Annotated in this window: 18 protein-coding genes; 4 read left to right on the plus strand and 14 right to left on the minus strand. The window is 59.7% G+C overall.

Annotation, left to right across the window (positions count from 1 at the left end):
• Nucleotides 1–10: 10 nt before the first annotated feature.
• Nucleotides 11–724: a methyl-accepting chemotaxis protein gene (locus V7773_RS30400; protein WP_371856947.1), complete on the plus strand. Its 714-nt coding sequence runs from the start codon at nt 11–13 to the stop codon at nt 722–724.
• A 109-nt stretch (nt 725–833) separates the two neighbouring features.
• Here the strand turns inward: V7773_RS30400 and aceA are convergent, their stop codons facing one another.
• From aceA to V7773_RS05600, 10 genes are all read right to left on the minus strand, one after another.
• Nucleotides 834–2,159 (minus strand): isocitrate lyase, encoded by a 1,326-nt coding sequence (gene aceA / locus V7773_RS05555; protein WP_063320477.1) that lies wholly within the window; start codon nt 2,157–2,159, stop codon nt 834–836.
• Nucleotides 2,160–2,614: 455 nt separating this feature from the next.
• Nucleotides 2,615–3,376 (minus strand): secretin N-terminal domain-containing protein, encoded by a 762-nt coding sequence (locus tag V7773_RS05560; protein ID WP_092346152.1) that lies wholly within the window; start codon nt 3,374–3,376, stop codon nt 2,615–2,617.
• A 257-nt stretch (nt 3,377–3,633) separates the two neighbouring features.
• The gene (locus V7773_RS05565; RefSeq protein WP_336072605.1) at nt 3,634–4,059 is read right to left on the minus strand and encodes a GNAT family N-acetyltransferase; all 426 of its coding nucleotides are present in this window, start codon (nt 4,057–4,059) and stop codon (nt 3,634–3,636) included.
• Nucleotides 4,052–5,218 (minus strand): ribosomal protein uL16 3-hydroxylase, encoded by a 1,167-nt coding sequence (locus V7773_RS05570; RefSeq protein WP_003203358.1) that lies wholly within the window; start codon nt 5,216–5,218, stop codon nt 4,052–4,054. Before V7773_RS05570 ends, V7773_RS05565 begins: the two co-directional genes overlap by 8 nt.
• An 84-nt stretch (nt 5,219–5,302) precedes the next feature.
• On the minus strand, nt 5,303–6,673 hold the full coding sequence (purB, locus tag V7773_RS05575) for an adenylosuccinate lyase (protein ID WP_336072606.1): 1,371 nt from the start codon (nt 6,671–6,673) through the stop codon (nt 5,303–5,305).
• A gap of 247 nt (nt 6,674–6,920) precedes the next feature.
• Nucleotides 6,921–7,544, minus strand: coding sequence for a high frequency lysogenization protein HflD (gene hflD, locus V7773_RS05580; RefSeq protein ID WP_092462152.1), 624 nt, complete (start codon nt 7,542–7,544; stop codon nt 6,921–6,923).
• Nucleotides 7,541–8,665, minus strand: coding sequence for a tRNA 2-thiouridine(34) synthase MnmA (mnmA, locus tag V7773_RS05585; protein WP_057450008.1), 1,125 nt, complete (start codon nt 8,663–8,665; stop codon nt 7,541–7,543). Before mnmA ends, hflD begins: the two co-directional genes overlap by 4 nt.
• Before the next feature lie 59 nt (nt 8,666–8,724).
• The gene (locus tag V7773_RS05590) at nt 8,725–9,171 is read right to left on the minus strand and encodes an NUDIX hydrolase (RefSeq protein WP_336072607.1); all 447 of its coding nucleotides are present in this window, start codon (nt 9,169–9,171) and stop codon (nt 8,725–8,727) included.
• 200 nt (nt 9,172–9,371) lie between these two features.
• Nucleotides 9,372–10,250 (minus strand): hypothetical protein, encoded by an 879-nt coding sequence (locus tag V7773_RS05595; RefSeq protein WP_336072608.1) that lies wholly within the window; start codon nt 10,248–10,250, stop codon nt 9,372–9,374.
• 451 nt (nt 10,251–10,701) lie between these two features.
• Complete coding sequence (locus tag V7773_RS05600) at nt 10,702–12,927, minus strand: NADP-dependent isocitrate dehydrogenase (RefSeq protein WP_072339621.1); 2,226 nt, start codon at nt 12,925–12,927, stop codon at nt 10,702–10,704.
• Nucleotides 12,928–13,409: 482 nt separating this feature from the next.
• On the opposite strand from V7773_RS05600, the gene icd reads away from it, so the two are divergent.
• Nucleotides 13,410–14,666, plus strand: coding sequence for an NADP-dependent isocitrate dehydrogenase (gene icd / locus V7773_RS05605; protein WP_063320485.1), 1,257 nt, complete (start codon nt 13,410–13,412; stop codon nt 14,664–14,666).
• A gap of 77 nt (nt 14,667–14,743) precedes the next feature.
• Here icd and V7773_RS05610 read toward each other — a convergent pair whose 3' ends face one another.
• On the minus strand, nt 14,744–15,013 hold the full coding sequence (locus V7773_RS05610; protein ID WP_336072610.1) for a cold shock domain-containing protein: 270 nt from the start codon (nt 15,011–15,013) through the stop codon (nt 14,744–14,746).
• A 226-nt stretch (nt 15,014–15,239) separates the two neighbouring features.
• Between V7773_RS05610 and clpS the strand changes: the two genes are divergently transcribed.
• Nucleotides 15,240–15,602, plus strand: a complete 363-nt coding sequence (clpS, locus tag V7773_RS05615) for an ATP-dependent Clp protease adapter ClpS (RefSeq protein ID WP_003180089.1) — start codon at nt 15,240–15,242, stop codon at nt 15,600–15,602.
• A gap of 29 nt (nt 15,603–15,631) precedes the next feature.
• Nucleotides 15,632–17,902, plus strand: a complete 2,271-nt coding sequence (gene clpA, locus V7773_RS05620; protein ID WP_063320487.1) for an ATP-dependent Clp protease ATP-binding subunit ClpA — start codon at nt 15,632–15,634, stop codon at nt 17,900–17,902.
• 196 nt (nt 17,903–18,098) lie between these two features.
• Here the strand turns inward: clpA and infA are convergent, their stop codons facing one another.
• The 3 genes from infA to aat form a co-directional block, all read right to left on the minus strand.
• Entirely contained in the window at nt 18,099–18,317 is a 219-nt protein-coding gene (gene infA, locus V7773_RS05625; protein ID WP_002553999.1) for a translation initiation factor IF-1, read from the minus strand.
• A gap of 123 nt (nt 18,318–18,440) precedes the next feature.
• Nucleotides 18,441–19,148, minus strand: a complete 708-nt coding sequence (locus V7773_RS05630) for an arginyltransferase (RefSeq protein ID WP_063320488.1) — start codon at nt 19,146–19,148, stop codon at nt 18,441–18,443.
• A gap of 57 nt (nt 19,149–19,205) precedes the next feature.
• The gene (gene aat / locus V7773_RS05635; protein ID WP_336072612.1) at nt 19,206–19,886 is read right to left on the minus strand and encodes a leucyl/phenylalanyl-tRNA--protein transferase; all 681 of its coding nucleotides are present in this window, start codon (nt 19,884–19,886) and stop codon (nt 19,206–19,208) included.
• Between the last annotated feature and the right edge of the window lie 43 nt (nt 19,887–19,929).

The raw sequence follows: 19,929 nt of genomic DNA on the forward strand, positions 1-19,929 counted from the left end.
GGCTACCGCCATGCAGGAAATGTCGGCCACCGTGCACGAAGTCGCGCGTAATGCCGAACAGGCTTGCACGGTCGCGTCAGAGGCCGATGCACAGGCCCGTATCGGCGACCAGGTGGTTGCGCAAGCCATCGTTCAGATCGAGCGCTTGGCCAGCGAAGTCGGGCGTTCCGTCGACGCCATGGATGAGCTGGAACAAGAAAGCGCGCGCATCGGCAAGATCATGGACGTGATCAGGGCGGTGGCGGAGCAGACCAACTTGCTGGCCCTTAACGCCGCCATCGAGGCCGCCCGCGCGGGTGACGCCGGGCGCGGTTTTGCCGTGGTCGCCGACGAAGTGCGTGGGCTGGCCCAGCGTACCCAGCATTCCACCGAAGAGATCGAAAGCCTGGTGGCGGGCTTGCAGAACGGCACGCGCCAGGTGTCGAGTATCATGCGCAATAGCCGCGAACTGACCGACAGCAGCGTGGAATTGGCCGGCAAGGCCGGCATTTCCCTGGGCAACATCACCCAGGCGGTTTCGGGCATCCAGGCCATGAACCAGCAGATTGCCGCTGCTGCGGTGCAACAAAGCTCGGTGGCCGAAGAAATCAGCCGCAGTATCCTGAGTGTGCGCGATGTATCCGAACAGACCGCCTCGGCTAGCGAAGAAACCGCAGCCTCCAGCATCGAGCTGGCGCGCCTGGGTAACCAGTTGCAGCAACTGGTCAGTCACTTCAAAGTGTAAAAACCGGTTAAAAAAAAAGCCCCGAACCAGTCGGGGCTTCAGATCGTCGGCTTTGCGGTTAGTTTTTATCCGGTCCGCAAGGGCCGCTCACTCGAGGCAAGCGTGTGAATCAGTGGAACTGTTCTTCTTCGGTGGAGCCGGTCAGTGCGGTCACCGACGAAGTGCCGCCCTGGATCACGGTGGTCATGTCGTCGAAGTAGCCGGTGCCCACTTCCTGCTGGTGAGCCACGAAGGTGTAGCCCTTGGCGGCGTCAGCGAACTCTTGCTCTTGCAGCTTCACGTAGGCGGTCATGTCGTTGCGGGCGTAGTCGTGCGCCAGGTTGAACATGCTGTGCCACATGTTGTGGATGCCGGCCAGGGTGATGAACTGGTGCTTGTAGCCCATGGCGGACAGTTCGCGCTGGAACTTGGCGATGGTCGCGTCGTCCAGGTTCTTCTTCCAGTTGAAGGAAGGCGAGCAGTTGTACGATAGGATCTGGTCGGGGTATTCCTTCTTGATCGCTTCGGCAAAGCGACGGGCTTCGTCCAGGTCCGGCTTGGCGGTTTCGCACCAGATCAGGTCGGCGTACGGCGCATAGGCCAGGCCACGGGCGATGGCCTGGTCGAGGCCGGCGCGCACCTTGTAGAAGCCTTCCTGGGTGCGGGTACCGGTTACGAACGGCTGGTCGTACGGGTCGCAGTCGGAGGTCAGCAGGTCAGCGGCGTTGGCGTCGGTACGGGCCAGGATGATGGTCGGTACCCCGGCAACGTCGGCAGCCAGGCGGGCAGCGGTCAGCTTCTGCACGGCTTCCTGGGTTGGAACCAGCACCTTGCCGCCCATGTGGCCGCATTTCTTCACCGAGGCCAGTTGGTCTTCGAAGTGAACGCCGGCGGCGCCAGCCTCGATCATGCTCTTCATCAGCTCGTAGGCGTTCAGGACGCCACCGAAACCGGCTTCAGCGTCAGCCACGATCGGCGCGAAGTAGTCGATGTAGCCTTCGTCGCCCGGGTTCTTGCCGGCTTTCCACTGGATCTGGTCGGCGCGACGGAACGAGTTGTTGATGCGCTTGACCACGGTTGGAACCGAATCCACCGGGTACAGCGACTGGTCGGGGTACATCGACTCGGCGGAGTTGTTGTCCGCGGCCACTTGCCAGCCCGACAGGTAGATCGCCTGGATGCCGGCCTTGACTTGCTGCACAGCCTGGCCGCCGGTCAGGGCGCCCATGCAGTTGACGAAATCTTTCTCGGGACGGAAGGCTGGCTTGGCGCCCTGGGTCACCAGGTTCCAGAGCTTCTCGGCGCCCATTTTCGCAAGGGTGTGCTCAGGTTGAACCGAGCCACGCAGACGGACGACGTCAGCAGCGGAATAATTGCGCTTCACGCCTTTCCAGCGCGGGTTTTCAGCCCAGTCTTTTTCAAGGGCTGCAATTTGCTGTTCGCGTGTCAGTGCCATGGAGATAAACCTCGTCGCATAGGTCTTGGTGGAAAATTCCTGCTCCTGCCGACCAGGGGTTGGCTTACAAGTCGGTTCAGGCGGGGAGGCGACGGGATGAACGATGGGCTCGAGGGGAAAGTGAGCAGGTAGGGGCGAACTGCGGGCGCATTCGGGCGTCGTGGGCCTCCATACGAACTCAGAGTGATGCCGGGTTACCTAGTTACGCTTCCGTCCCTCGGGACAACTTCGTTCCAGTCGCAACCTCGTCAAACACACCTTGTGGGCGGTACAGACACGAATCGGCTCGCAGGGTAGTTGCAAGCGTCGACCCGAAGGCCCTTGCCAGGGCCCCTGATTAGCGGGAGCGAGGCCATCATGCCTTCGGTTTTTTTGCCCGTCAAACGTTTTGTAGTGCTTTTTTTATGGCACTACATCTTTGGTCTAATACGACTCATCAGTCAGTTTTTGGTGCTTCAGTTCAGGGTATCGACCTTGACCCGCAAAATCATGTCGTCGCGGCCCTGGGTCGAGTAGCTGCGGGTCAGGCCCTGTTTGTCGGCTTGAGTCTGGCGATTGACGCCGGCCAGGGTGATCCATTCGCCCAGGCGGCCACTGACGGTTGTGTCGGTACTCTGAACGTTCACTACATCGGGACGCTCCTGGCTCATGCGGTCACGATTGGTGCTGATGCTCAGATGAACGGTCTCGCCGGTGACGCTGGCCGTGACATAAAAACCCTGGGTGACGTTGCGGTATTCAGTCTGGCTCTGCATGCGGCCGTAGTTGTCGGTCTGGTTGCTAGTGAATGGCACGCTCTGGCCTACCTGGATCAGCGCCGGCTGGCCTTCACTGGCCTGCACCTGCTGCACGCCGCCTTCGCGGCTGGCGGTGCTGCGGTTGATGATGCGGGTCTGGCTGGGGGCGGCGCCGTTGATCGAGTAACCCTGGTCGCCCTGGAGGTTGTTTTCGTTGGTGTCGACCGTGATCAGCAGGCGCTTGGGGGCGGTGTCCAATTGGGCGAGGAATTGCCGCAGTTCTTCGATCTTGCCGGGCTCGGCGTTGACGATCAGCTGGTTGCCGTAGGCGCTGACCTGGCCGTCCTTGCCGATGAAGTTCTGTGCCACCGGCAGCAGGTCGGCGCTGGTGCGGTAGTTCAGCGGCACGATTTGCGTGTCGGCCATGACCGACAGGCTGCAACCGAGCAGCAGGGTAACCAGGAAGGTGCGTAGAGGCATGTCCATTTCTCCGCGAGACAAAGGCTTGATATTGCCAGTTTGTCGGCCTGGGGTGGGGCAAGTTGAATGGTAGACGGCAAAACGCCCCGGCATCGGGGATGACGGGGCGTTTTGGGTGTTGTGTGATGCCCTTGTGTGGCGAGGGAGCTTGCTCCCGCTGGGTCGCGAAGCGGCCCTAAAAAACAGGACTGCTGCGCAGCCCAGCGGGAGCAAGCTCCCTCGCCACAAAGGCCATCATCTTGCTGGTAGGCGGGGGTTCAAGTCGAATGCCGCACCATGTCCACATGGGGAATCCCGGCTTCCAGGAACTCCTCGCTGACCACCGCAAACCCCAGCCGCTCATAGAACGGCGTGGCGTGCACCTGGGCGCTGAGCATCTGTTGCTGGAGCCCACGCTTCTCGGCTTCGGCGATCACGGCGTGCATCAGCGCATCGCCCACCTTCAGGCCGCGCCAGTCCTTGAGGACCGAGACACGGCCGATATGGCCATCGGTCAACAGGCGGGCGGTGCCGATGGGAAAGTCACCTTCAAACGCCAGAAAATGCACCGCGCTCTGGTCGTCGGCATCCCATTCCAGTTCAGGTGGAACAGACTGCTCGGCAATGAACACGGTCTCACGAATGCGCCGGATCTCGGCGTTATCCTTTTGCCAGTCTGCGACACGAACGTGAATTTTATTCATCGGCGAACCCCAGGCTGCCTTGCTTGACCAGCTCGCAGACCAGGCCGCGACCGTCTTCGTCGGCCAACCACGGACCGAGATTCTCGATGTGCAGGGCGTCGGCGGCGCAGATCATTTTCAGCAACTCGCGCAGCTTGCCTGGCAGGTAACGGCTCTGGCCGCTGGCGAACAGCAGCAGGTCGTCATCGACTTCCGACCAAGCCAGGCGCGCGCTCGGGTTGCGAATGATCACAGCGCCTTGTTCCAGGCTGGCCAGCAGGTCGTCTTCTTCCAGTTCCGGGCCCACCACCAGTTCCGGGTAACGCGGCTCGGTCATGAACTGGCCGAACCAGGTCAGCAGCAGGCGTTCGTCGCTCATGTGCTCGGCCAGCAAGCCCTTGAGGCGGTCGAGGGCGTCCTGCTGGATCTGATGCGGGTCGGCCACCGGGCGCGCATCGGCGTCGGTGTAGCGTTCTTCGTCCGGCAGGAACTGGCTGAGGAAGTCGGTGAAATGGGTCAGCACTTCGGCGGCGCTCGGTGCGCGGAAACCCACCGAGTAGGTCATGCAGTCGTCCACGGCCACGCCACAGTGCGCCAGGCGCGGCGGCAGGTAGAGCATGTCGCCTGGTTCCAGGGTCCACTCATCAGTGGCTTCGAATTCAGCGAGGATGCGCAGGTCGGCGTGCTGCAGCAGCGGGCTTTCGGAGTCGCACATCTGGCCGATCTTCCAGTTGCGCTGGCCATGGCCCTGCAGCAGGAACACGTCATAGTTATCGAAATGCGGACCCACGCTGCCACCCGGTGCGGCGAAGCTGATCATCACATCGTCGATGCGCCAGCTCGGCAGGAAGCGGAAGTTCTCCAGCAGCTCGCTGACTTCCGGTACGAACTGATCGACCGCCTGTACCAGCAGGGTCCACTCGCGCTCTGGCAGCTTGCTGAATTCGTCTTCGGCGAACGGGCCGCGACGCAATTCCCAAGGGCGCTCGCCGTGTTCGATCACCAGGCGCGATTCGACTTCTTCTTCCAGGGCCAGGCCGGCCAGTTCATCGGCATCGATCGGGCTTTGGAAGTCAGGAATTGCCTGACGGATCAGCAGGGGTTTTTTCTGCCAGTAGTCGCGCAGGAACTCCCGTGCCGTGATGCCGCCCAGGAGTTGCAGAGGAATATCAGGATTCATGTGTAACCTATTGAAAAAATATACTTTTCAGACGCGAATAAAAACGCCCGGCGCGGCCGGGCGTCTCAAAGGTAAAGCCGTGGATCAGATGCGCTTGGCTTGTGCCGCTGCGTTGCCGATGTAACTGGCCGGCGTGAGCTTTTTCAGCTCGGCGCGGGCCGCGGCAGGCATGTCCAGGCCATCGATGAAAGTCTGCAGCGCTTCAGGGCTGATGCCCTTGCCACGGGTCAGCTCTTTCAGCTTTTCATACGGGTTTTCGATGTTGTAGCGACGCATCACGGTCTGGATCGGCTCGGCCAGGACTTCCCAGCAGGCGTCCAGGTCGGCGGCGATCTTCTGCTCGTTCAGTTCCAGCTTGCTGATGCCCTTGAGGCTGGCTTCATAGGCAATGACGCTATGGGCAAAACCCACGCCCAGGTTGCGCAGCACGGTGGAGTCGGTCAGGTCGCGCTGCCAGCGGGAGATCGGCAGTTTGCTCGCCAGGTGCTGGAACAGTGCGTTGGCGATGCCCAGGTTGCCTTCGGAGTTTTCGAAGTCGATCGGGTTGACCTTGTGCGGCATGGTCGAGGAACCGATTTCGCCGGCGATGGTGCGCTGTTTGAAGTAACCCAGGGAAATGTAGCCCCAGATGTCGCGGTCGAAGTCGATCAGGATGGTGTTGAAGCGCGCGATCGCATCGAACAGCTCGGCGATGTAGTCATGCGGTTCGATCTGGGTGGTGTAGGGGTTGAAGCTCAGGCCCAGTTCGTCTTCGATGAAGGCGCGGGCGTTGGCTTCCCAGTCGATGTCCGGGTAGGCCGACAGGTGGGCGTTGTAGTTGCCCACGGCGCCGTTGATCTTGCCCAGCAACGGCACGGCGGCCACCTGGGCGATCTGGCGCTCCAGGCGGTAGACCACGTTCGCCAGTTCCTTGCCCAGGGTGGTCGGCGAAGCCGGTTGACCGTGGGTGCGCGACAGCATCGGCACGTCGGCGAAGCGAATCGCCAGCTCACGGATGGCCTGGGCGATCTGGCGCATCAGCGGCAGCAGTACATCATCACGGCCTTCACGCAGCATCAGGGCGTGGGACAGGTTATTGATGTCCTCGCTGGTGCAGGCAAAGTGAATGAACTCGCTGACATTGGCCAGTTCCGGCAGCTTGGCTGCCTGCTCCTTGAGCAGGTATTCGATGGCCTTGACGTCGTGGTTGGTGGTGCGCTCGATCTCTTTGACGCGCTCGGCGTGCTCCAGCGCAAAATTGTCGGCCAGGGTGTTCAGCACGGCATTGGCTTCGGCGGAGAACGCCGGGACTTCGCCGATGGCAGGGTGGGCGGCCAGGCGCTGGAGCCAGCGCACTTCAACCAGGACGCGGGCACGGATCAGGCCGTACTCGCTGAAAATCGGGCGCAGGGCCTGGGTTTTGCCGGCGTAGCGGCCGTCAACAGGGGAAACCGCAGTGAGCGAAGAGAGCTGCATGGGGTGTTCTCGGACAGTCGGGCAACGAAATGGGGCGCGTATCATACATGAAATCTTGCGCCGGTCCGTCGCCAACTGACCGGCGTATTACGCGTAACGAGACACTATTTATTACTTGTGGCGAGGGAGCTTGCTCCCGCTGGGCTGCGTAGCAGCCCCTCTTGAGTCCGGGTTGCCCGGATTCAGGGCCGCTTCGCGCCCCAGCGGGAGCAAGCTCCCTCGCCACAAAAAAACGGGCTGAGGCGACTTATTCGTTGCGCATCAACGGGTAAAGCTCTTTAAGCAATTTGCGCCGGCTGACCACCAGTTGCCAGCGATGGCCGCCCAACTGCCGCCACAACCGTGCCGAGCGGATACCGGCCAGCAACAGGGCGCGGATTTTCGAGGCATTGCTCGGTTGCTGCAGGTTGCGCATGTCGCCATGCACCTGGATGCGTTGGCGCAGGGTACTCAGGGTGTCCTGGTACAGCGCGCCGCAGGCCGCGACGACGTTTTCGTGGGACGGGCCGAAGTGCTCGACCTGGGACTGGATCTGCGGCAAGCGTTTGCCGATGGTCTCCAGCAGGTCGTCGCGCTTGGCCAGCTGGCGCTCAAGGCCCAACATCGACAGCGCATAACGCAGCGGTTCGCGTTGCAGGGCGCTGGGATCGCGCTCCAGGGCGCCGATCAGTGCACGATAGCCTTCGCGCAGGTTCAAGTCGTCGCCGCCGTAGACTTCCAGGGTGTCCTTGGGGTCGCGAACCAGCAGGCTGCCGAGCATGCAGGCTACGCCCGCTTCGGTGGCTTGGCCGGTCTTGGCGATCCTGTCCACCAGCACGGCGGCGAGAAACACACCGCCCAATGCTGTCAGTTGTTCCTGGAGGGGGCTCATGCCTTGCTGCTCCAGGGTTCTGCGACTTCGATCACGCCACCGCCCAGGCAGATTTCGCCGTCATAGAACACCACGGACTGGCCAGGCGTGACCGCCCGCTGCGGGTCATCGAAGGTGGCTCGGTAGCCCGTGGCGGTTTTTTCCAGGGTGCAGGGCTGGTCGCTCTGGCGGTAGCGAACCTTGGCCGTCAGGCGGCGTGGTTCGCTGAGGTCGATCGGGTTGACCCAATAGATGTCGGAGGCGAGCAGGGCGCGGGAGAACAACCAGGGATGGTCGTTGCCTTGGCCGACGATCAGCTCATTGTGCTCCAGGTCCTTGACCAGCACGTACCACGGCTCTTCCCCGGCGTCTTTCAGGCCGCCGATGCCCAGGCCCTGGCGCTGGCCGATGGTGTGGTACATCAGGCCATGGTGGCGGCCGATGACTTCGCCTTCGGTCGTCTTGATCTCGCCCGGTTGGGCCGGCAGGTATTGCTTGAGGAAGTCGCTGAAACGGCGCTCGCCGATAAAGCAGATCCCGGTGGAGTCTTTTTTCTTGGCGGTAGCGAGCTGGTGTTTTTCGGCGATCGCGCGCACTTCGGGCTTTTCCAGTTCGCCTACCGGGAACAGCGTCTTGGCGATCTGCTCGCCGCCGACGGCATGCAGGAAGTAACTCTGGTCCTTGTTCGGGTCCAGGCCCTTGAGCAATTCGGTGCGACCGTCGATGTCGCGGCGGCGCACGTAGTGGCCGGTGGCGATCAGGTCGGCGCCGAGCATCATGGCGTAGTCGAGGAACGCCTTGAACTTGATTTCGCGGTTGCAGAGGATGTCCGGGTTCGGCGTGCGACCGGCCTTGTATTCGGCCAGGAAGTGCTCGAACACGTTGTCCCAGTACTCGGCGGCGAAGTTGGCGGTGTGCAGCTTGATGCCGATCTTGTCGCACACCGCCTGGGCGTCCGCCAGGTCGTCCATGGCGGTGCAGTATTCGGTGCCGTCGTCTTCTTCCCAGTTCTTCATGAACAGGCCTTCCACCTCATAACCCTGCTCGATCAGCAGAAGGGCGGAAACGGAAGAGTCCACGCCGCCGGACATGCCGACAATGACGCGCTTCTTGGATGTGTCAGAAGGAGCTGGATCACGCATAGGAGTTCAATGAGTGTCTTGAAAAAGGACGCGATTCTATCAGGCCCGGGCGCACAAGGCTAAAGAGAAGGACGGATCAGCGTCAGACTGTGGCAGTGGCCGGCCAGATAATCGTCGATGCAGCGGATGATCAGCTCGCTGCGCCAGCGGTCGCGTTGCTCCAGCAGTTCGTCGCGGGTCAGCCATTTGGCGCCGAGGATACCGTCATCCAGTTGATAGTCAGGGCGATGGTTCAAGGCCTTGGCGGCGAAACAGACGCGCTGGTAGGTCACGCCGTTGCTGGGGGCGGTGTACAGGTAAATGCCCACCACGCTCGTGGGTTCGACGTCCCAGCCGGTTTCTTCCAGGGTTTCGCGCACGGCGGCTTCGATCAGTGTTTCGTCCGGGTCCAGATGGCCGGCGGGCTGGTTGAGCACCGCGCGTCCACCCTTGGATTCTTCCACCATGAGGAAGCGACCGTTGTCTTCGACGATGGTGGCGACGGTGATGTGGGGTTGCCAGTTCATGGGAGTCCTTATCTTGAAATTGGAATGCAGGCCGCTGTGGGGCAGAGCTTGCTCGCAATAGCAACGGGTTGCTCGATACTAAACGAATGATGAATCGCCGTCCCGAGCAAACTCCCATGCAGGTGATTGAGTCCTCCTGTCAGTGGCTGGGATGTAAAGTTCAATTGCCCTTCGGGGCTCTAAGCAAAGTATGGCTATCCTCACAGGGCGATACATATTGCATTCGGATAGTATTTGTCGAGGTAAGGAAAGTCCCGTATGTCACAAAGTTTCCCTGCGCCTGTAAATGATTTTATTGTAATGGTCACCTGTTTTTTTGAAGTGTCGTGGTCGAATTCGATGACGGCAGTTGCGTCCGAAAACCCGTCTTCTATCGTCAGGTTCGTTACGCCAGGCGGATAGCTTTTGTCCGGTGTCAGGTAGAGGTCGGTAGACATCGTCCCTACGAGTTTGTCGATTTTGTGCATTTCTCCCGGTGGGTACTCTTGGTATACATCGCAGCCTGAAAGATAGAGCGTGACGTTACCTAAAGATGAAAATCTGTCCGTGGGGTTGATAACGACTTGTAAGACCTTTTCTTTTGGGGCAGTAAGCGCGGGGCTGGTTGAGGAATGTTTGATGACCTGGTCGTTGATTTGCACCTCGGGCCATTCGGCCTTATCTGTCTGCTGGTCGAATTTTTTACCGGGTATGTGCATTTCGAGCTGAATTAACCCTGGAAAGTCCTCGAAGACAATAGAGGGGGCTCTGACGCTTGCGCCAGGTGAGTTGGTTGAGTAGATAACTTGATTTCCGAATTTGTTTAAATTGAATGTGTATGTGGCATCTGGGCTTGTAAAGGTTAGTTGTTGTGTGGTGGGGGTGTAGTTGTATATCTGTCCAAAGCGATTGGGGCGGATGTCTGTAGAGCAGCGTATGGCGTAACGGTCGGGAAATTCCTCTATTTTAGGGTATTCAAAAGGCTCATCAGCGCCCTCTCTCCTAAATAGGGTGGGGGAGCCTCGCAGTTGTTGAAAGTCTAAATTTCCAATTGTGAAGGGTATTTGAGCGTTCATAATTGCTTGCGCAGTCTTTCTCATGGTGTATTTCCTCAGTTTATGAGTCTGGTAGTGAGTTTATAAGTGCGTATTTTTCGCTGAAAACTCAAACTATCCAAAAGGGTTGCTATCGCTACGTAGCCGATTTCAGCAATCCAGTTTTCGCTCACTTGAGGTCGATACACCTGCTGGCAATCAGAATGACGCCTGATCTGACTCTCTCTCGTTCTCTTGCCGAGACATCTCGCATCCACGAAGGTTGAAAAGGTGTAGGGGTCACACCGGTCGTTCAGCGCTCGCGGTTTACTTCATGCACCTTCAGTGAAGAGGGCGTACTTAGAACGATGCTTTTAAGGCTAGGCTGTCTGATTGTACTGTCAAGGTAAGCCTGGGCAGCCAATGGGGTGGGGCAAGATAGGTTGGGGAGCGCTTGGTATGCCTGGAAACACAAACCCCGGCACAAGGCCGGGGTTCGTGGTGTTCCCTTACAACCTTACACCAGCGCGGCAATCGCTGCGTTGAAGGTGTTGCTCGGGCGCATGGCCTTGCTGGTCAGCTCCGGGTTGGCGAAGTAGTAGCCGCCGATGTCCACGGGCTTGCCCTGGACGGCGTTGAGCTCGGCAACGATTTTTTCTTCGTTGTCGGTCAATGTCTTGGCCAGGGAAGCGAACTGAGCCTTGAGGGCTGCGTCGTCATCCTGGGCGGCCAGAGCCTGGGCCCAGAACAGGGTCAGGTAGAAGTGGCTGCCACGGTTGTCGATGCCGCCGACCTTGCGCGAAGGCGACTTGTTGCGGTCCAGGAACTCACCGGTAGCCTGGTCCAGGGTCTTGGCCAGCACCAGTGCTTTCGGGTTGTTGTAGGTCACGCCCAGGTGCTCGAGGGAAGCGGCCAGGGCCAGGAACTCGCCCAGGGAATCCCAGCGCAGGAAGTTTTCTTCCAGCAATTGCTGCACGTGCTTGGGGGCCGAGCCGCCAGCGCCGGTTTCGAACAGGCCACCGCCGTTCATCAGCGGCACGATCGACAGCATCTTGGCGCTGGTGCCCAGTTCCATGATCGGGAACAGGTCGGTCAGGTAGTCGCGCAGTACGTTGCCAGTCACCGAGATGGTGTCCTTGCCTTCGCGGGTGCGGGCCAGGGTGAACTTCATCGCGTCGACCGGCGCCATGATGCGGATGTCCAGTCCGGCAGTGTCGTAGTCCTTCAGGTAGGTCTGGACTTTCTCGATCACGACGCCGTCATGGGCGCGCATCGGGTCCAGCCAGAAGATTGCCGGCGTGTCGCTGGCGCGGGCACGGTTGACGGCCAGCTTGACCCAATCCTGGATCGGCGCGTCCTTGGTCTGGCACATGCGGAAGATGTCGCCAGCTTCGACGCTTTGCTCCAGCAGGGTGCGGCCGTTGCTGTCCGAAACACGGACCACGCCGTCGACCTTGATCTGGAAGGTCTTGTCGTGGGAGCCGTACTCTTCGGCTTTCTTGGCCATCAGGCCAACGTTCGGCACGCTGCCCATGGTGGTTGGGTCGAAGGCGCCGTGTTGCTTGCAGTCTTCGATCACCGCCTGGTAGATGGTGGCATAGCAGCGATCCGGGATCACGGCCTTGGTGTCGTGCAGTTGGCCGTCGGTGCCCCACATCTTGCCGGAGTCACGGATCATGGCCGGCATCGAGGCGTCGACGATGACGTCGCTCGGCACGTGCAGGTTGGTGATGCCTTTGTCGGAGTTGACCATCGCCAGGGATGGGCGCGCCGCGTAGACCGCCTGGATGTCGGCTTCGATCTGCGCCTGTTGCTCGGCCGGCAGGGCCTTGATGCGGGCGTACAGATCGCCGATGCCGTTGTTCAGGTTGAAGCCGATCTGCTCCAGCACTTGTGCGTGCTTGGCCAGGGCATCTTTATAGAACTCGGCAACGATCTGGCCGAACATGATCGGGTCGGAGACCTTCATCATGGTGGCCTTGAGGTGAACCGACAGCAGGACGCCTTTTTGCTTGGCGTCTTCGATTTCAGCGGCGATGAAGTCGCGCAGGGCGTTTTTGCTCATCACGGCGCAGTCGAGGATCTCACCGGCTTGTACGGTGGTTTTTTCTTTCAGGACAGTGGCAGTGCCGTCCTGGGCGATCAGCTCGATTTTCACGCTGCCCGCGGCGTCGATCAGGGCGGCTTTTTCGCTGCCGTAGAAATCGCCGGTGCTCATGTGGGCCACGTGGGATTTGGAGTCGGCTGCCCAGGCGCCCATCTTGTGCGGGTGCTTGCGGGCGTAGTTCTTGACCGACAGCGGTGCGCGGCGGTCGGAGTTGCCTTCGCGCAGGACCGGGTTCACGGCGCTGCCCTTGACCTTGTCGTAGCGGGCGCGAGCGTCTTTCTCGGCATCGGTGGTCACGGTTTCCGGATAGTCCGGCAGTGCGTAGCCCTGGGCCTGCAATTCCTTGATCGCGGCCTGCAGTTGCGGCACCGAGGCGCTGATGTTCGGCAGCTTGATGATGTTGGCTTCAGGCGTGACGGCCAGGTCGCCCAATTCGGCGAGGTGGTCGGCTACGGCTTTGTCACCCAGTTGCTCGGGGAAGCTGGCCAGGATGCGCCCTGCGAGGGAGATATCGCGGGTTTCCACGGCGATATCGGCCGAAGCGGTAAAGGCTTCGACGATCGGCAGCAGCGAATAGGTGGCGAGGGCGGGCGCTTCGTCGGTGAAGGTATAGATGATCTTCGAGCGGGTGGGCATATTCGGATTAACTCTCTTCTTTGCTAAAGCATGCGCAGAAACTCGAGGGCGCCGGGTAAGCGCGTTCGTTCAAAGTCATCCGTGAACCGAATGTCGAGGTTTCTTCGCGGTGATGTTGGGTGCATCAGTCGAGCGTCAAGCGGTTGGGCCGCGGTAACGGTCCGGCTTTTAAACTGGCGGAAAAGTCCTGTGATAGAGCGCTCAGCCAGCGTGACCCTGTGGTCAGCGGCGGCATTATACATAGGTAGCTGGCAATCTGCCGATGGTTCATAGACTTCCGTACACGTCCATTGGTCTAAACGTCGCAGTACCCAAGGAGCGGGCTATGCTCATGTTTGGCGCTTTTCCCTTGGTTTTCAGAGTTGTACACCGCGAACTGCAACGCTTTACCCCGGATGAGCCTAACGTAGGGTTTGCGTGCCGATTCAAGTGGGGTACGCTCGAACGCAGCCAGATGTTCAATCCAAGCAATGGAGTTCAGCATGGGGTATCAAAAGATTCAGGTTCCAGCCGTCGGTGACAAAATCACCGTCAATGCAGACCATTCTCTTAATGTTCCCGACAACCCGATCATCCCCTTCATCGAAGGCGACGGCATTGGCGTCGATATCAGTCCGGTCATGATCAAGGTTGTGGACGCTGCGGTTCAGAAGGCCTATGGCGGCAAGCGCAAGATTTCCTGGATGGAAGTCTATGCCGGTGAGAAAGCGACTCAAGTCTACGACCAGGACACCTGGCTGCCCCAGGAAACCCTGGACGCGGTCAAGGATTACGTGGTTTCCATCAAGGGTCCGCTGACCACGCCGGTGGGTGGTGGTATCCGTTCGCTGAACGTGGCCCTGCGCCAGCAGCTCGACCTGTACGTGTGCCTGCGTCCGGTGCGCTGGTTCGAAGGCGTGCCAAGCCCTGTCAAGAAGCCTGGCGACGTGGACATGACGATCTTCCGCGAGAACTCCGAGGACATCTACGCTGGCATCGAGTGGAAGGCCGGTTCGGCCGAAGCGACCAAGGTCATCAAGTTCCTGAAAGAAGAAATGGGTGTGACCAAGATCCGTTTCGACGAGGACTGCGGCATCGGCGTCAAGCCGGTTTCCAAGCAGGGCACCAAGCGCCTGGCCCGCAAGGCCTTGCAGTATGTTGTCGACAATGACCGCGACTCGCTGACCATCGTGCATAAAGGCAACATCATGAAGTTCACCGAAGGTGCCTTCAAGGAATGGGCCTACGAAGTGGCGGCCGAGGAGTTTGGCGCGACCTTGCTCGACGGCGGACCGTGGATGCAGTTCAAGAATCCGAAGACCGGCAAGAATGTCATCGTCAAGGACGCCATCGCCGATGCGATGTTGCAGCAGATCCTGCTGCGTCCGGCCGAATATGACGTGATCGCCACTCTGAACCTGAACGGTGACTACCTGTCCGACGCCCTGGCGGCGGAAGTGGGCGGTATCGGTATTGCGCCGGGCGCCAACCTGTCCGACACCGTGGCCATGTTCGAAGCCACCCACGGTACCGCGCCCAAGTATGCCGGAAAGGACCAGGTCAACCCGGGGTCGTTGATCCTGTCGGCGGAAATGATGCTGCGCCACATGGGTTGGACCGAAGCGGCCGACCTGATCATCAAGGGCACCAATGGCGCGATTTCGGCCAAGACCGTGACCTATGACTTCGAACGTCTGATGGAGGGCGCCAAGCTGGTGTCGTCCTCGGGCTTCGGCGATGCCCTGATCTCGCACATGTAAGCGGATCGGCGCTCAGCGCGAATGCCCGGCTCGAGTGATCGAGCCGGGCATTTTCATTTGTCCGGTGCAGCGACCGGTCAATGGGTCTCGGTGACCCTGGCCTGGACAGGGGCGGGCGTTTGTTCGGCGGTGACAACCTTGATGTTGACCGCGTGCAGGCCCTTGGGTCCCTGGATGACGTCGAACGTCACAGACTGTCCGGCCTTCAGGGTTTTATAGCCTTCCATGTTGATGGCCGAGTAATGGGCGAAAAGGTCTTCATCATCCCTGCCGGCCGCGATAATGAAACCGTAGCCCTTGGCATTGTTGAACCATTTCACCTTGCCATTCATCTTGACGACCGACATAACCCATTTCCCTCTGCAACGCACTCCATCACTGGAGTATCATCCAGTCCATCCGCAGGCTAATCTTGAAGTAAGGATAGATTCCACGGACCTTTTTAACCCACGATGGGCTCTATTGGTTGTAACACCGTTTTGCCGATAGTCAAGGTGGCCGGGTGGTCGTGGTTGAAATCGCCCACAAGCGCCCCCATCACTGTATTCGCCAACTAAACGAACCTTTCTTTCCATGCATGCAGTCAGCCAGATTCGACTAACATTCAATCAGGATCGCCCGGATCTACACGACGACGATTCCGCAGGCATTGCTGTTCAGGAGGCAAAGCCTGCATTACAGGCGCCACCGATGTACAAGGTGGTTTTGTTCAACGATGACTACACACCGATGGATTTCGTCGTCGAAGTGCTCGAGGTGTTTTTTAACCTGAATCGCGAGCTGGCGACCAAGGTCATGCTGGCCGTCCATACAGAGGGACGGGCAGTATGTGGAGTGTTTACCCGCGACATCGCCGAGACGAAGGCCATGCAGGTCAACCAATACGCCCGGGAAAGCCAGCATCCGCTACTCTGTGAAATCGAGAAGGACGGTTAACGCCGACCACTTGGGTATGAGGTGAAGCTATGTTAAACCGCGAGCTCGAAGTCACCCTCAATCTTGCCTTCAAGGAGGCTCGTTCGAAGCGTCATGAATTCATGACCGTCGAACACCTGCTGCTGGCCCTATTGGATAACGAGGCTGCCGCCACCGTTTTGCGTGCCTGCGGCGCGAACCTCGATAAACTCAAGCATGATCTGCAGGAGTTCATCGACTCCACCACGCCACTGATCCCCGTTCATGACGAGGATCGCGAAACCCAGCCAACCCTGGGCTTCCAGCGTGTCCTGCAGCGTGCTGTCTTCCATGTACAGAGCTCGGGCAAGCGTGAAGTCACCGGCGCCAACGTGCTGGTTGCCATCTTCAGCGAGCAGGAAAGCCAGGCGGTGTTCCTGCTCAAGCAGCAGAGCGTTGCGCGTATCGATGTCGTCAACTACATCGCCCATGGCATCTCCAAGGTGCCGGGGCATGGCGATCATTCCGAGGGTGAGCAGGATATGCAGGACGACGAGGGCGGTGAGTCTTCTTCTTCAGGCAACCCATTGGATGCCTATGCCAGCAACCTGAACGAACTGGCACGCCAGGGGCGCATTGACCCGCTGGTCGGGCGCGAAGCGGAAGTCGAGCGTGTTGCCCAGATCCTGGCTCGGCGTCGCAAGAACAACCCATTGCTGGTGGGCGAGGCGGGCGTGGGCAAGACCGCCATCGCCGAAGGCCTGGCCAAGCGCATCGTTGACGACCAGGTGCCGGACCTGCTGGCCAACAGCGTGGTGTATTCCCTCGATCTGGGTGCCTTGCTGGCCGGTACCAAGTACCGCGGTGACTTCGAGAAACGCTTCAAGGCGTTGCTCGGCGAGTTGAAAAAACGTCCGCAAGCGATCCTGTTCATCGACGAAATCCACACCATTATTGGTGCCGGGGCGGCGTCGGGTGGGGTCATGGATGCGTCGAACCTGCTCAAGCCATTGCTGTCGTCGGGTGATATTCGTTGCATCGGCTCGACCACGTTCCAGGAATTTCGCGGGATCTTCGAGAAAGACCGTGCCCTGGCCCGGCGTTTCCAGAAGGTCGATGTGTCGGAGCCTTCGGTGGAGGACACCATTGGTATCCTGCGCGGCCTGAAAGGGCGTTTCGAGCTGCACCACAACATCGAATACAGCGATGAAGCCCTGCGCGCGGCGGCTGAGCTGGCCTCGCGTTACATCAACGACCGGCACATGCCGGACAAGGCCATCGACGTCATCGACGAGGCGGGTGCCTACCAGCGCCTGCAACCGTTGGAGAAGCGCGTCAAGCGCATCGAAGTGCCTCAGGTCGAGGATATCGTGGCGAAAATCGCGCGTATTCCGCCTAAGCACGTCACCAGTTCCGACAAGGAGTTGCTGCGTAACCTGGAGCGTGACCTGAAGCTGACGGTGTTCGGCCAGGATGCGGCCATCGACTCGCTGTCGACCGCCATCAAGCTGTCCCGCGCCGGTCTCAAATCGCCGGACAAGCCCGTGGGTTCGTTCCTGTTCGCCGGTCCTACCGGCGTCGGCAAGACTGAGGCCGCGCGGCAACTGGCCAAGGCAATGGGTATCGAGCTGGTTCGCTTCGACATGTCCGAGTACATGGAGCGCCACACCGTATCGCGTCTGATCGGTGCGCCTCCAGGCTATGTCGGTTTCGACCAGGGCGGCCTGCTGACCGAAGCCATCACCAAGCAGCCACACTGCGTATTGTTGCTCGACGAAATCGAGAAGGCGCATCCGGAAGTCTTCAACCTGCTCCTGCAGGTCATGGACCACGGCACGCTGACCGATAACAACGGGCGCAAGGCGGACTTCCGCAACGTGATCATCATCATGACCACGAACGCCGGTGCCGAAACTGCGGCTCGCGCTTCGATCGGTTTCACCCATCAGGACCACTCGTCCGATGCGATGGAAGTGATCAAGAAGAGCTTCACGCCTGAATTCCGCAACCGCCTGGATACCATTATCCAGTTTGGTCGCCTCAGCCATGAAGTCATCAAGAGCGTGGTGGACAAGTTCCTTACCGAACTTCAGGCGCAACTCGAAGACAAGCGTGTCTTGTTGGAAGTCACCGATGCGGCCCGCAGTTGGCTGGCAGAAGGTGGTTACGATGTGACGATGGGCGCGCGGCCGATGGCTCGCTTGATCCAGGACAAGATCAAGCGTCCGCTGGCCGAGGAAATCCTCTTTGGCGAACTGGCCGAGCATGGCGGTGTGGTGCACATCGACATCAAGGACGGCGAACTGACCTTCGACTTCGAAACCACGGCCGAAATGGCCTGATCGACCCGCAACAAAGCAAAAGGCGCCGAAAGGCGCCTTTTTGCTGTGTATGGGATGAATGCCTCAACGGACGCTCCGCGTTCGGCTTTTGGGACGCAGAGCGTCCCTGGCTGCATTCCACGCGGAGCGTGGGAATGATCCGCGTTGCGCGCAAACAAAAACGCCCGGCATCAGCCGGGCGTTTTGTATTGACTTGTTAGCGAGCGCGGTAAGTGATGCGCCCTTTGCTCAAGTCATAGGGCGTCAGCTCGACGCGCACTTTGTCACCGGTAAGAATACGAATGTAGTTCTTGCGCATCTTGCCGGAGATATGCGCGGTTACGACGTGCCCATTTTCCAACTCCACACGAAACATGGTGTTGGGCAGGGTGTCGACGACAGTGCCTTCCATTTCGAAGCTGTCTTCTTTCGACATGCAGTAAAGCCCTCGGTATCCAGTGAATGGCCCGGTGCAACTGCGCCAGGCAAAAGCGGCGTGCATTGTGCCCGAAAAAGGGGGGGCAAGCCAAGGGGTTCTAGCTTTATAAGCCGAAGGGGTTTAACTCAGGACAACCCACCGCTGGTTAATCAGCAGTTCAATGGGGCGATATTGGGTCTTGTAGTTCATTTTCTTGCAGTTCTTGATCCAGTAGCCCAGGTACACCGCTTCCAGGCCCAGGCGCCGGGCTTCGTTGATTTGCCAGAGGATGGCAAATCGTCCCAGGCTGCGCCGTTCTTCGTCCGGCTCGTAGAAGGTGTACACCGCCGAAAGTCCATTGGGCAGCAGGTCCGTGACGGCGATGGCGACCAGGCGCCCGTCCAGTCGGAACTCGTAGAAGCGGGAAAACGGCAGGTCGCGCACCAGGAAGGTCGAGAACTGATCCCGACTGGGTGGGTACATGTCGCCATCGGCATGGCGTTGTTCGATGTAGCGCTGGTACAGGTCGAAATATTCTTCGGTGAACTGCGGCTTGGCCGGGCGGACCTGAAGATCGGCGTTGCGCTTGAAAATGCGTTTCTGCTGACGGTTGGGCAAAAATTGCGTCACAGGGATGCGCGCCGGGACGCAGGCGTTGCAATGCTGGCAATGGGGCCGGTAGAGGTGGTCGCCGCTACGACGAAAGCCCATTTCCGACAGGTCTGCGTAGACATGCACATCCATGGGCTGGCTGGGGTCGAGGAACAGCGTCGTGGCCTGCTCCTCCGGCAGATAACTGCAAGAGTGGGGCTGAGTGGCATAGAACTTCAAGCGCGCCAACTCGGTCATGATCAACCCTCGGATAAGCTTTTAGATTTAAGTGTAAGCCACGCGCGCGAATGTCGCTCAGCAAACCCAGGTTGCGTGGTTGGGTTGATCCAGATGGGCCTTGAGATAGCCAGCAAACTCAGTCCGTGGAATCGAGCGGGCGCCCAGGCTGTGCAGATGCTCGGTGGGCATCTGGCAGTCGATCAGCACGAAACCGGCGGCCTTGAGGTGTTGGACCAGCCTCGCGAAGCCGAATTTCGACGCATTGTCGGCCCGGCTGAACATCGACTCGCCAAAAAACAGCTGGCCCATGGCCAAGCCATACAGGCCGCCCACCAGTGCCCCTTGGTCCCACACTTCCACCGAATGGGCGAAACCGCGTCGGTGCAGTTCCAGATAGGCGGTTTGCATGGCGTCGGTGATCCAGGTGCCCTCGGCATAGTCCCGCGGCGCCGCGCAGGCCTGGATGACTGCGGCAAAATCCCGATCGAATGTCACTTCATAGCGCTGCTTGCGCAGCAGTTTGCCCAGGCTGCGGGATATGTGCAGTTCGTCGGGAAACAGCACCGTGCGCGGGTCTGGCGACCACCAGAGGATCGGCTGCCCTTCGGAAAACCATGGGAAGCAACCATGGCGATACGCCTGGATCAACCTGTCGGCGGATAGATCGCCGCCGGCGGCCAATAACCCGTTGGGGTCGCGCATGGCTTTTGCCAGGGGCGGGAACTCGAAGCTGTTGCGTTGTAACCAGGTCAGCATTGGTATCCGGCTTAGTAGAAGGGGAGGGCGGCTGGTGGCGGGC

The sequence above is a fragment of the Pseudomonas sp. 3JA genome (assembly GCF_036961705.1).
In the GTDB taxonomy this organism is placed as follows: domain Bacteria; phylum Pseudomonadota; class Gammaproteobacteria; order Pseudomonadales; family Pseudomonadaceae; genus Aquipseudomonas; species Aquipseudomonas fluorescens_Q.

Excerpts from the sequence above, each read along its gene's own strand:
- V7773_RS05630 (WP_063320488.1), bottom strand. The coding sequence starts at position 19,148 with ATGACCGAGTTGGCGCGCTTGAAGTTCTATGCCACTCAGCCCCACTCT.
- hflD (WP_092462152.1), bottom strand. The coding sequence starts at position 7,544 with ATGAGCCCCCTCCAGGAACAACTGACAGCATTGGGCGGTGTGTTTCTC.
- aat (WP_336072612.1), bottom strand. The coding sequence starts at position 19,886 with ATGCTGACCTGGTTACAACGCAACAGCTTCGAGTTCCCGCCCCTGGCA.
- infA (WP_002553999.1), bottom strand. The coding sequence starts at position 18,317 with ATGTCGAAAGAAGACAGCTTCGAAATGGAAGGCACTGTCGTCGACACC.
- aceA (WP_063320477.1), bottom strand. The coding sequence starts at position 2,159 with ATGGCACTGACACGCGAACAGCAAATTGCAGCCCTTGAAAAAGACTGG.
- mnmA (WP_057450008.1), bottom strand. The coding sequence starts at position 8,665 with ATGCGTGATCCAGCTCCTTCTGACACATCCAAGAAGCGCGTCATTGTC.
- V7773_RS05565 (WP_336072605.1), bottom strand. The coding sequence starts at position 4,059 with ATGAATAAAATTCACGTTCGTGTCGCAGACTGGCAAAAGGATAACGCC.
- V7773_RS30400 (WP_371856947.1), top strand. The coding sequence starts at position 11 with ATGCAGGAAATGTCGGCCACCGTGCACGAAGTCGCGCGTAATGCCGAA.
- V7773_RS05570 (WP_003203358.1), bottom strand. The coding sequence starts at position 5,218 with ATGAATCCTGATATTCCTCTGCAACTCCTGGGCGGCATCACGGCACGG.
- clpS (WP_003180089.1), top strand. The coding sequence starts at position 15,240 with ATGCATGCAGTCAGCCAGATTCGACTAACATTCAATCAGGATCGCCCG.
- V7773_RS05595 (WP_336072608.1), bottom strand. The coding sequence starts at position 10,250 with ATGAGAAAGACTGCGCAAGCAATTATGAACGCTCAAATACCCTTCACA.
- purB (WP_336072606.1), bottom strand. The coding sequence starts at position 6,673 with ATGCAGCTCTCTTCGCTCACTGCGGTTTCCCCTGTTGACGGCCGCTAC.
- V7773_RS05610 (WP_336072610.1), bottom strand. The coding sequence starts at position 15,013 with ATGTCGGTCGTCAAGATGAATGGCAAGGTGAAATGGTTCAACAATGCC.
- V7773_RS05560 (WP_092346152.1), bottom strand. The coding sequence starts at position 3,376 with ATGCCTCTACGCACCTTCCTGGTTACCCTGCTGCTCGGTTGCAGCCTG.
- clpA (WP_063320487.1), top strand. The coding sequence starts at position 15,632 with ATGTTAAACCGCGAGCTCGAAGTCACCCTCAATCTTGCCTTCAAGGAG.
- V7773_RS05600 (WP_072339621.1), bottom strand. The coding sequence starts at position 12,927 with ATGCCCACCCGCTCGAAGATCATCTATACCTTCACCGACGAAGCGCCC.
- icd (WP_063320485.1), top strand. The coding sequence starts at position 13,410 with ATGGGGTATCAAAAGATTCAGGTTCCAGCCGTCGGTGACAAAATCACC.
- V7773_RS05590 (WP_336072607.1), bottom strand. The coding sequence starts at position 9,171 with ATGAACTGGCAACCCCACATCACCGTCGCCACCATCGTCGAAGACAAC.